Genomic DNA, 12,524 nt, shown 5'->3' on the forward strand with positions numbered 1-12,524 from the left:
ATGATTTTGAATTCGGCGATCTAAAATATGTTCATAATTCTGTAATTACTTCAATATTCAATTTCCCCATCTCCCTATCAACAATCTCTGCCAAATATATAGTTAAGTGTTAAACCTGATTTTAGATGAGGGTTTGGAGACTAAATGAGGGGTCTGACCCTAAACTGCAACGTTATAGTTATTGAAATTTTGGGATGATTTTGAATTCGGCGATCTAAAATATGTTCATAATTCTGTAATTACTTCAATATTCAATTTCCCCATCTCCCTATCAACAATCTCTGCCAAATATATAGTTAAGTGTTAAACCTGATTTTAGATGAGGGTTTGGAGACTAAATGAGGGGTCTGACCCTAAACTGCAACGTTATAGTTATTGAAATTTTGGGATGATTTTGAATTCGGCGATCTAAAATATGTTCATAATTCTGTAATTACTTCAATATTCAATTTCCCCTGCTCCCCCACTCCCCTACTGCCCAAACTATATAATAAAGTATTCAACTGGATTTAATATCAGTTATCACGTCTCTAAAAATTAGGCAAAAATTATGGAACATTCCACATCGGAATCGGAAAAAAACATAGAATATTCCGCAAAAGTAGCAGAAAATTTGAGAGATGTTTGGAATGATGTCTGGAATATTTTTGAACCTGACAATTCTTGGAAAGATGACCAGAGTAAACGCACTATGATTCAACAAAAGCTTGTTTATTTTTCTCCAAAGCACTCTGAGGATGTAGAACATATAGACAAAGTTATCAAAGCTGTTACTAGAGGAGTAGCTCTAACACAGGCAGCAGTTGATTGGAAACATCCTACTATTGGCGATGAAAGTTGTTATCGTAAGAAAGGTCGTACTGCACATGAAAAGTTTCGAGGATTTCAATGGCGACTTGTTATTGCTTATTCAGGTTTTGAAATTACTTATAAAGGATTGATGAACTATTTTGAAAAAGGTACTAACCTAAACATTATTCACGATTTTATCAACAAGTGTAACTTACCAACTTACCAGAAATTAGAACCACCGATTCCCAAACAAAAATCAAATCTTCAGAAATGGTTGAGTAAGGAAGATGAGGCGATCGCTGAGTTCCTTGGAGTAAATGATGGCGATAAAACAAATATTAACCAGTGGCTTGTCAAATCGCAAGCTGTTTGCCACTGGGAGGAGGCATTTAAGTTAGCAAAAGCTCTCAGAAATACTACAGCTCATGGCTTTTTACAACCAACAAAAGTTGGCAAATGGAAACTTAAAAATAGCTTCAGGATACTGGCTGATAACTTAGCAGAAATTATGACTTACGGGTTAAGAAAGCTTGTGTAGAGAGTGGGGCCATTGCTTAAGACTCAATATTTATAATAATTTATAAAAGGGTCTTGACAAACAAAAAATATACTGCTTTAATGGTATTTAGGAATATATCCCCAGCTTAGATGATATTAAGTATATCAAAGCTGGAACTTGAACAAAGTGCTGGCGTGCAGGTTCCTTCAGTGGTAAACTTAATAATGTGTAATATGGGATATATTTTCCCGGTATTTATTCGTAACTAGGCAAAGTTTAATAATCTACTCAACTCCACGTAAATGAGTATAGTGGTGCTTTATTCATATATTTTGTACTATCTTATTATTCTAAGTTATCGGACTTCTAAAGACTAAAATTTGAGAAAAGTCATAGTAGACTCTTGAGATATACAAAATAAACTGGTTCACTATCTATAGTGAAATATCCCCCTGCTAAACACAGAAAAACTAAATAGCAAAACACACAAAATTAAAAGCAGACTAGAGGGGATATTTCTTTGCTCTGCTAAAAAAAAGAATTTTACTAGAATCAATCACAAAATAGCTACGCTTAACAAGATGTGAACTCGAGTTACACAAAGTCTATTACTATATAGGAAAATCAAAGAATTGAGGAACATTCTATCTATAAAAATGTTCCTAGAAAATTCATTTCAGTAGATCGCAAGGTTATTCAGTTGTTATTCCCAAGCAACAGCAGCAGTACCGCTAGACGTTACATTAATATAAAATCTTCAGCTTGCAAGTTTGCTTGATTATCTAAAGTTGCAAACAGACCTCCATCACCGAAACCGCTAGTTGCACCATTAGTGTTATAGAAAAGTTGACCATTAGCAGAATTATAAACTATCTGAGCACTGCTAGTAGCTACTGCTGCATCACTTTCAACAACACCAAATTCTGCTATAATGCTGAAACCATCCCCAACTGCACTACCTAAACTGCTAAAAGTAGTTTTATCTAGAACTATTTTGTCTAACTCAGCACTATTGAAGTCTGTAATAATATCCGAACCAATATCAGTTAGGTTAAATTGACTGCCAATATCAAAGACAAAGCGATCGCTATTACTACCACCTGTTAAGGTATCAGTACCCTGTTCGCTATTAAGAATATCTAGACCATCTCCACCTTTAAGAATGTCATTTCCTGTACCACCTGTTAGAGTGTCATTACCCAACCAACCAGTGAGGGAGTCATCACCTGCATTACCGTTGATAATATCTTTACCATTACCACCACCAACTGTATCTTGACCATCACCACCGTTAAGTTCATCATCACCTGCTTGACCTTGGATAAAGTCGTCCCCACGATCGCCATTGAGTAGGTCATTCCCTGTACCTCCTTTGAGAGTATCTGCATCACCACCACCGTTGAGGGTGTCAGCATCATCGCCACCTTGGAGAGTGTCGAAACCATCACCTCCATCAATAATGTCATTACCTATCCAACCAGTGAGAGAGTCATCACCTGCATCACCGTTAATTTTGTCATTACCCGCACCTCCACCTACTGTATCATTGCCACCACCTCCATTAATAGTATCATTGCCAGTAGCACCTATTAGAGTGTCATTACCGACAAGACCATCAATACAATCATCATCTGATGTACCGTTGAGTAAGTTATCTGAGCTGTCTCCTGTTATACATGATGTAGGGATAAACTCAACAGCACCAATATCAGCAATCTCGCTCCCATTATTATCGCCATCTACGAGGCGAGTATTGCCTAACTGATCTGTGGTCGGTGCATCAGTATTAACTCCTGCATCAATGGCAGGACTTCCTGATAATAAAGGATGCACTAATACACCATTAACCTCTTGTAGTTCTCCTAGTAGGGGATCGGCAACAGTAATATTTGCTGTTATTTTTTGATCGTTAGTATTAGTTCGATCGGGATATTGAATATTACCCCCGCCATCATTTAATTGATTTGCTGTTTGATTAGCTCGATCGAAGGGATTTCCTGCTGTATTGTTATAATAAATTGAGTTAGTTGTTGTGGCAGACTCATTACCTGTAAATGCACCGCCCCACCATCCGGCATAATTATTGGCAAAAGTAGAGTTAGTTATGGTAGTAGGAACAAAAAGAGTCATTGCTCCACCTATTGCTGTGGTTATATCAGATTCCTCATCTACAACATAATTTCCATTACTATCAACTATGGGTTGTCGATTAGAATCTAGTTTAACAGGCAAAGCAGTATTTTCAGAAAAGGTACTATTAATTACTGTCGCTGTAGTTTCATTTCCTCCTACCCATAAACCGCCACCTTGAGTCAAGGCTAAATTATTAGCAACAGTGCTGTTAGTTAATGTGAATTCAGCATTGCCTGCTCTAATTCCGCCACCTATACTATATCCTTTCAAACCTTCAATAACATAGTTATTAATAATGGTGCTATTTTCGACAATTATTTCATCTGGAGGATAACCAAATAAAAATAGAGCACCTCCTTCGCCAGCAGCTTTGTTTCCTTCAAATAGACTATTACTAATTCTAATTGTGTCACCAAGATTGTCAGTATGAAGACTAGCACCATCAGTATAAATTGCCCCACCATGACCAGAAAATGATTTAGTTCCACCTGCTGTAGAATCATTATTTTTAAAGATAGAATTTTCTACTGTGAGTTGACTTAATAAGTTATTAATTGCACCTCCATTTGCACCTTTATTATTGGTAAATTCGCTGCCTTCAATAGTTAATTCACTTTCACTCCAAATTAAAATTGCACCACCGGCATGTTCGCCTAATTTTTCAGCATTTTCAATAGCTTGACTACTATCATTATTATCAAATTTACTATTAATTATTGTGGCTTTACTATTATAACCACTGTAAATTGCTCCTCCACCTCTACCACTAACTGTATTGTTAATAAAGGTACTATTTTCAACAATTAATTCTGTATAATTGTCGGTTCTAATAGCACCACCAGCGCCAGCTTTTCCTATTTCTGTCGTTTTTCCATCGGCAAATGTTAGATTTTTTATTATTAGAGGTTCTGTTTTTAGATCGGGATTTTCAGGTAGTAAACTAAAATTAAGAGTTACTTGGTAGTCTATAATTCTAGAAGCATTATTGCCACTAATGGTTAAATTACGAGCATTTCCACCATCAAGAGTTAGGTCTTTATCTATTTCTAATTGACCAGAAGTTAGAGTAATAGTTTGATTGGCTAAACTGGGGTCAAATTCAATTGTATCTCCTGGGTTTGCATCGGCGATCGCTTGTCTTAAGGAACCAGCACCACTATCATTATTATTGGTGACTGTAATAGTGACTAAAGTACCATTATAATTAGCCATTATTTCTGGTTTTAATACTTTAGGAGCTGTAATTTTTCCAGTAGTAAATCCTAATTTCCAATCTCCAGGATAAGCACCTGTAAGATTAACTGAAGCTGCAATATTTGCTTTAGTTAGTTGATGTAATTTCCGGACAAAGTTTTCACCTATTCCCGCTCCAACATTACAACCATAAAGTAAGATGTCTGCTGTTATGTTTAGTGCTGCTTGCCATTTGTGAATCTGATTTTTATACAGTTTAATAGTGTCTTGATTTAGAAATATATTTCCTAATTTTAAACTGCCAGGACTACCGTGGGAAAATATGTGAATAGCATCTAATTTTTGCTGATAGTTTATATATTTTTCTAGAGTCGCTGTAATAAGTTTGATTCCGTCTTTATTTTGGGGAATAACAACTACATCTATTCCTTCATAAATGCCTGAAATTAAGAATTGATAATCCTCAATTTGTGAATCAATAAAAACAAGATTTGGAGATAAAAAATTAGGGGTTTCTAATTTATGATTAATCTGAAGATCTGCAGTTAACATTTTTCTTACTCCTAAAGGGTGGTTATTGGTAGATACACCTTTGGAGTTAGATAATCAGCCTGATTAGTTATTCTATAAGCAAAAAGTAATAATTATTACTCTTTAAGGTCTTAGTTATAGGACAATATAGCAGGAATTGTCAGCCCTTTAATACTAAAGATAATTCAGGCTAGTCAAAAATGTCACCCGTAGTTTTACTGAATTTTTATGGTGTTGAGTATAATACTAATTATGGCTTGCTGAAAAAGTATTTTGCTGAGGCCAGGGAATAGGAAATAAGTAATAGGGAATAGTTATACTGTTGATTTTTCTGCATTTTTCCAAAAGGGAAAAATTCCTGGTTTTTGAGCTTGATTTAGTTCTGCATCTGCCACTTTTTTCTAATTTCGCACTACTTAAAAATCCGATATTTATGGGTTATCGATCCATATTATTGATAATAATTCACTCAGGCATTATCTAAAAATAAGTTATAGAAATTTTATCTGAAATAGATTGTGAAATATAGCTTCCATCAAAAAAACTGTTCAGATTATTCTTACACGACTCCTAACCTAATTTATATTTACGGGAAAATTAAGGTATAAAGCCTCTCCTTTTAAGGAGAAAAAAATTTCCTTTTAACAAATCCTTCTATTAAAAGTTGTTTGAGAAGTCATCGATCCCCCGCGCATCCCCCTTAATAAGGGGGACTTGACCTTGTATTTCCCCCCTTTTCAAGCTATGCTTTATAAACATCTTTCTTAACATAAAATTTAGACATTATAGACAAGTTATGTGTTTACCATTCGATGGATATCTTGGGAGAGTAAATGTATTTAATTAGAGGTTTTCTCCCCCCGACCTCCCCATCTCCCAACCCCCATTCCAAAGGGTTTGAGGAGTTGCTGATAAGGGATAGCTTTTCAAGGGGGGTAGGGGGGATCTAAATCAAAATTCATACATTTCAAACAAGTTCTTACAAAAGAGGTAATTGTTAATTATTAATTATTGAATGCTATCCTTTTAGATAAATGGCTAAATTAACGAATTAACCAAATAAAATGTCTCAAACAGATGTAATTGTAATTGGTAGTGGAATTGGTGGTTTAAGTTGTGCCGCTTTACTAGCACACTATGGTTTTGATGTCATAGTTTGCGAAAGTCATTCTATTCCTGGAGGTGCTGCTCATAGTTTTGAGCGTCAGGGGTTTAAGTTTGATTCTGGACCATCTTTACATTCCGGTCTTTCCTATCGCCCCTCTACTAACCCACTAGCACAAGTTTTGGATGCTATCGGCGAAGAAGTACCCTGCGTAACTTATGACACTTGGGGTTGTTGTTTACCAGAGGGCAAATTTGATACATCGGTGGGTGCAGACCAATTTTGTGATGTTCTCCAAAGGTTGAGAGGTGAGGGTGCTGTGGGAGAATGGCGTAAACTCCAAAAAGTTATGGCGCCACTAGCAGAAGCAGCGATCGCTATTCCTCCTGCTTCTCTCCGTTTTGACTTAGGAGGAATAATAACCATGGGGCAGTTTCTACCTACTATGGCAAAACACATTTTTAATGTTGCTCAGTTAACGGGAGCGTTTTCCCAAATTATTGAAGGGGTTGTCACAGATTCTTTTATCCGAAATTGGCTTGATTTACTTTGCTTCCTACTTTCAGGTTTGCCTGCAAATGGTACTATTGCTGCTGAAGTTGCATTTATGTTTGCTGAATGGTATCGACCGGGAGTTGTACTTGACTATCCTATTGGTGGTAGTGGAGCAATAGTTGATGCTTTGGTGCGGGGGTTACAACGTCACGGCGGTCAATTGATGTTGAATGCTCATGTGCAAGAGGTGGTTGTTAAAGGTGGGCGTGCTGTTGGCGTTTTGTTGCGGAATGGAAAGGAAATTCGAGCAAAGCAAGCAGTAATTTCAAATGCTTCTGTCTGGGATACTTTGAAATTACTGCCAGAGGGTATAGTGTCAAAATCTTTTCGGCAACAACGACAAGCAACACCAGAATGTAACAGTTTTATGCACTTACATTTGGGTATTGATGCCACAGATATTAAACCCGATCTGGCGTGTCACCATATTATTGTCAATAACTGGGATAAAATAGATGCACCCCAAAATGTTGTATTAGTATCTATTCCATCATTAATAGACTCTACTCTTGCACCCCCAGGAAAACACGTTATTCATGTTTATACTCCTGGAAACGAACCATATCAATTATGGCAAGGTATGGATAGAAAGAGTCAAGAATATGTACAACTAAAACAACAAAGAGCTGAGATAATGTGGCAAGGGTTAGAGCGAATAATACCTGATGTGCGTTCCCGTTGTGAAGTGACATTGATAGGGACTCCCCTCACTCACGAACGCTTTCTTCGCCGTCACCGGGGGTCCTATGGTCCAGCAATTCGTGCAGGGGAGGGATTGTTTCCTGGACCGAATACGCCATTACCAGGGTTGTTATGTTGTGGAGATTCTACTTTTCCTGGTATTGGTTTACCTGCAGTAGCAGTTAGTGGGATGATAGCTGCAAATACTCTTGCTCCTGTGTGGAAGCATAGGGAAATGTTAGAAAGATTAGTGATATAGAGTCCGGTTTAATAGTTATAATTAGAATCTCTCGTAATATTGCTCTAACCCATGAAATATTATCTTATATAATGTCCGGTTGAATAGTTATAATTAAAGCTTGTAGTAGGGCTTTAGCCCTAATATTATATTCGGTTAAATAGTTATTATAATTAAAGTTCGTAGTAGGGCTTGAGTCCCAACTGTAGATAGGGCTGAAGCCCTGAAGCCCTACTACAAACAAAAACTTTATTATAAGTGATTATCCAAACATGATATAAGATAGATATTTAACGGGCTAAAGCCCTACTACAAACAAAAACTTTTTTATCATATCAAATTCGCTTGCTTCGGAGTTACAAGAAACCGGGTTTGTGGGAGGTAAATGTTAGTATTGTAAGGCATTTGATACAAACCCGGTTTCTCTGCTTTTTTATACCGATACTACCGGATTTGATATCACTTCTTATCCGGACATGATATTACTATACTGTTAAACAACCCTGTTTCTCTGTACCAAGATTTTGTGGGCTAAAGCCCTACTACAAACTCATATTAGAGCTAGGGGTTGGGGGTTAGAGATTTTGCTTGTTGTTGCTTTTGCCTAAACCCACCCCCAACAAATACCTAACTTTTACTCAAGCAGTATTAAGCTCGCAGAATAAAGTCATCTGTAGTTAATTCAGGAAGTACGGTAGCAAAGCGACCACCGTTACCAAAACCTGCTGTAGCACCATTTGGGTTGTAGTACAAATTCCCACTTTGTGTACTGTGAACAATGAAAGCTTCTGAAGTAGCTGCTGCTCCATCTGTAGCAACTACAGTAAATTCACTGGAAACGGTAAATCCTGGATCGGTTCTGCTACCGGGGTCGCTCTGGAGGGCATCGAAAGTATCTAGATCCAGAAGAATAAAATCTTGCCCTTGATTGAAATCTTTAATTGTATCTACTCCGAGATCATTCCGAGCAAATGTGTCATTAGTGTTAAAGATGAAGAAGTCAATACTAGCACCACCCATAAGAGTATCGTTACCAGCACCACCATTGAGGAAATCGCGACCTTGACCACCTCTCAATATATCATCACCATCACCACCAAGTAAGCGATCGAATCCAAGACGACCTTCTAAAATATCGTCACCATCACCACCTCTGAGCAAGTCATTACCACGACCACCAACTACCCAATCTCGTTCAGCAAAACCATTTAAAGTATCGTCACCTGCAAGACCGAAGATACTATCGGGTAGAGCAGTTCCGCTAATTAGGTCGTCCTCAGCATCACCAACAATATCTTGTAAAACAGTGATGCGAGCTGTTCCAAAATCTACTCCGTCATTTTCTGTTGTGAAATCTGCATCTTCGCGTGCTGTTAAAATACCTCCTACTTCATCGCTGCCTTCTCGTTCACTACCAATAAAACCAGGGTGGAATTCAACTGTACCATTTTCATCGTCACCTGTATCGGGTACTTGCTGATCTAGTGCTGCTGTATTTGCAGGAATTTCATCATTTACTTCTGTTCCTGCATCCCTGACTCGAGATCCAGGAACTACAAAATCAGTTCCTAGGAAATTTCCATTCTCATCAAAAATCTCTACACGTGGTGCTGTGGGATTTTGATTACCAATGAAAGCATCGTTACTAGGTAATATCATGGAGACATAACTCAAGTATCTGCCCTGAGTTGCATCTACGTCAAATGCTCCAATACCTAGACTTCCTTGGGCAAAAGCTCCATCAGAGCTTGAAATTACCCCATCAGTAAAGCCAACTCCACTATTAGCAAACTCACCAGCTATAGCATCAAAATCAGCATCTTCAGCTGCCCTTTCTATACCTTCAGTAGCATCTCCACCAATATCAAAGAGGTCAAAGTTACCATCATGAAACCCCACCCATACTGGAGAAAAGAATACAGAAGTATCTGCGTCACCTTGAGAAACTACGTTCTCAATTAGAACTCTAACATCAACCATAAAATTTTTCCTCACTAATTACCTAATTGTTATTGGGAAGTTTATCACAACAAATGCACTTTTGTAACAATTTAAAATATATTTTATAGCGCTACTTGAATCGGGAATGGGCAATAGGTCAGAGGGAATAGTAAACTGTCAAAGGGTTTCAGGATTTAGAAATATCCTAACTTTAATGGGTAGCGCTATATATAAATATGTGGATTAATAACTAATTATGTAGGCCAATACCTATTGAATTTTTTTGCTACAAATTAATATGAGTAAAGAGATTGTATAATTTATTCATACTTTGATTATTTGTAACATTGATTTTATCGATATAGTATAAAAAAAACTAATTTAACTTGATGAAGATGAAGTAATATCAAATCCGGTAGCATTGGTATAATTCAGGATTAGGGAAGAATAGTCAATATTGTAGGGGCGAACAGCCCGCCCCTACTGACGGTATAATTATATCACTCCGAAGCCAGCTGATTGGATATAATACCTAAATTTATCAAAATAGGAAAAATTAAATATTAAAAAATAAATTTAGTTTAATCTTAATTTCTACTCACAAAAAAATATTTGGCATTGCTGAGTGTAATATCACTTCCAGAATAACGCCAAATACAAAAAAAATAAAATGTCAGTGATGCTTGTCACAAATAATTGACTAGAAATTAAGCTACAGATTCGGACTGAATTTTCACACTTTCCACTCCCAAGCAAAATTGTTCTACTCTTGGAGTAAAACCTAGAAATTGTTGCACCCTTTGAGCAAATTCTTCCGGGTTCCCACTCACATAGAAGCTAGTACAATGAGGAGGGCGATCGCTTAATTTTCCCAAACTCTGAAGTTCCTGAGCAGCAGTGCGAACAACAGCAATAGCGGGGTCTACTATTTGTACTGAACTATCTAAAATTTGTCTAAACAAATGTATCAGATGGGGATAGTGTGTACAACCTAATATTAGAGTATCTATCTGTTTTGCGATTAAGGGTTTAAGATATTGTCGCACTACTTCCAACGTATAAACATCATCGATCCGACCCTGTTCAATTAATGGTACTAAAGTAGGAGCTCCTACTTGAAATACTAAAATCGAAGGATCGATTTTCAGAATAGTATTCAGATAAGCATTGCTCTTAACTGTATGTAGAGTAGCGATGACACCTATTCTTTTGCTACTCCTGTGTACAACTGTGTTTGCACCAGGTTCAATCATACCAATAACGGGAAAATTGTATTCGAGTGCTACTCGATCTATTGCTGCTGCTGTAGCAGTATTGCAGGCAATGATCGCCATCTTAACACCCTGCTTTTGCATCCAAGTTAGCACTTGACGCACAAATTGTACAATCTCTGTCTGAGATTTTGTACCATAGGGAAGTCGTGCTGTATCAGCGAAGTAGATAAAGGTTTCTTTCGGGAGTTGGCGGTATAATTCTTTTAAAACACTAATTCCACCTACACCACTATCAAAAATGCCAATGGGAGAAGTCTGTGGTTGTCTAGGTTGAGTTATTTTTAGTAGATAAGGGACAGTAGTATATTTACCCTTTTGAAATTGATAAAAAATATTTGTCATCGTTATATATATAATTGACAAAAATAGCAGTTTTGGAGCCAAACCTTTCTAGTGGTCTGTCAAGATGAATTTGGGGGATAAACCATTAAATTTTTACCCCTTGTCTCAACCCATCATTCATTTTTGATGAAATGGACTACTAGAGTGTGAACCTTAAATTGTGCTACGGTTAGCATCAATTTAGTGTTGACCTTTTACCTTTAAGCACTATAGTGTCGATCGAAACCGGATTTAGTATGAATCTTAAATCTAATAGACATAGGCCTGATAATCAAAAATAAAATCTATTATCTCTGATAAATCATCAATTCTTTCCCCCTACTCCCTACTCTGTACGGACGTTGCATGCAACGTCCCTACTACTCCCTCTTTTCCACCAGAGGTCTAATGGTCTAGATAAGTTAATCTAAGTCAAAAGTCTAATAATAATAGTCAAAATTTAAAAGCCTGGAGCAATATGAGTCAAATTTTAAACAATCCAGGACTTACGCAGGAAAACTATATATAGCGTATAATTTGGTCATAATTCCAGATATATCCACTATAATTAGGGTTTGCGCTCAAAAGTCTTATGGGTGAGGGGAGGAGACAGGAGACAGGAGACAGGAGACAGAAGAAATGGGTAATTTAAAGGAGTTAGTCGAATATTTTATCCCTCAATTTTTCTGCAATTATTCTCCTGAGAACCCTAACTTTCTGCTTGATCAAGCAGAAAAAGCCAGACTTTATGGAGAAAAAAAAGCATCAAACCTTTATATATCAATTCTTTTAGATAGTTTCAGCAAGCCCTAATTAGTGCCGTTGCGTAAGTCCTGTAGTTATAATACCAATTACCAAAAGTAATGCTATACTTGGGTGGAACTTCAATTATTAAGTAATTTAGGCAGGCCGAATAACTTTTTTGATAATTACTGGCTGGTTAATGTCAATTCTTCTTATTTTTACTTCTCTGTAGGGACGTTCCATGCAACGTCCCTACCTCCGACCCTCCTGGGAGGGGTTAGGGGTGGGTCTCCTACTCTGAAATAGATAAAGTTTTTGAGAAATGGTATAAGGAGGAGAAAGTTTTTTTATCGCTAATTAGGGTTTGCTGAATAAATATGAAAGTGTTTACAGATAAAACTTTTGGCATTTTTAAGTCTGGAGGGGGTGCGCATAGATTGAGTTGAAAAGTCTCAAAAAGTTAGTATTAACAGCAAGATTTGGACAGAGAAATTGAGGAATAATTCTAACTCCTGC

6 protein-coding genes are annotated in these 12,524 nt (G+C 37.0%); 3 read left to right on the forward strand and 3 right to left on the reverse strand.

What is annotated here, in order from left to right; all coding sequences use genetic code 11:
- Positions 1-550 precede the first annotated feature (550 nt).
- Positions 551-1,330 carry a hypothetical protein gene (locus tag F6K22_RS06270; protein ID WP_293094697.1) on the forward strand — a complete coding sequence of 260 codons (780 nt, stop codon included), beginning with the start codon at positions 551-553 and terminating at the stop codon, positions 1,328-1,330.
- Positions 1,331-2,029: 699 nt separating this feature from the next.
- Here F6K22_RS06270 and F6K22_RS06275 read toward each other — a convergent pair.
- Complete coding sequence (locus tag F6K22_RS06275; RefSeq protein ID WP_293094701.1) at positions 2,030-5,170, reverse strand: DUF4347 domain-containing protein; 3,141 nt, start codon at positions 5,168-5,170, stop codon at positions 2,030-2,032.
- Between the two features lie 1,043 nt (positions 5,171-6,213).
- On the opposite strand from F6K22_RS06275, the gene F6K22_RS06280 reads away from it, so the two are divergent.
- Complete coding sequence (locus tag F6K22_RS06280) at positions 6,214-7,749, forward strand: phytoene desaturase family protein (protein WP_293094704.1); 1,536 nt, start codon at positions 6,214-6,216, stop codon at positions 7,747-7,749.
- A 627-nt stretch (positions 7,750-8,376) separates the two neighbouring features.
- On the opposite strand, the gene F6K22_RS06285 is transcribed toward F6K22_RS06280, so the two are convergent.
- Together F6K22_RS06285 and murI are read right to left on the reverse strand one after the other, a co-directional pair.
- On the reverse strand, positions 8,377-9,708 hold the full coding sequence (locus tag F6K22_RS06285; protein WP_293094707.1) for a spondin domain-containing protein: 1,332 nt from the start codon (positions 9,706-9,708) through the stop codon (positions 8,377-8,379).
- A gap of 668 nt (positions 9,709-10,376) precedes the next feature.
- Complete coding sequence (murI, locus tag F6K22_RS06290; RefSeq protein WP_293094710.1) at positions 10,377-11,285, reverse strand: glutamate racemase; 909 nt, start codon at positions 11,283-11,285, stop codon at positions 10,377-10,379.
- A 618-nt stretch (positions 11,286-11,903) separates the two neighbouring features.
- Between murI and F6K22_RS06295 the strand changes: the two genes are divergently transcribed.
- On the forward strand, positions 11,904-12,077 hold the full coding sequence (locus tag F6K22_RS06295; protein WP_293094713.1) for a hypothetical protein: 174 nt from the start codon (positions 11,904-11,906) through the stop codon (positions 12,075-12,077).
- Positions 12,078-12,524: the final 447 nt, after the last annotated feature.

The sequence above is a fragment of the Okeania sp. SIO2F4 genome (genome assembly GCF_010672385.1).
In the GTDB taxonomy this organism is placed as follows: Bacteria; Cyanobacteriota; Cyanobacteriia; order Cyanobacteriales; family Microcoleaceae; genus Trichodesmium.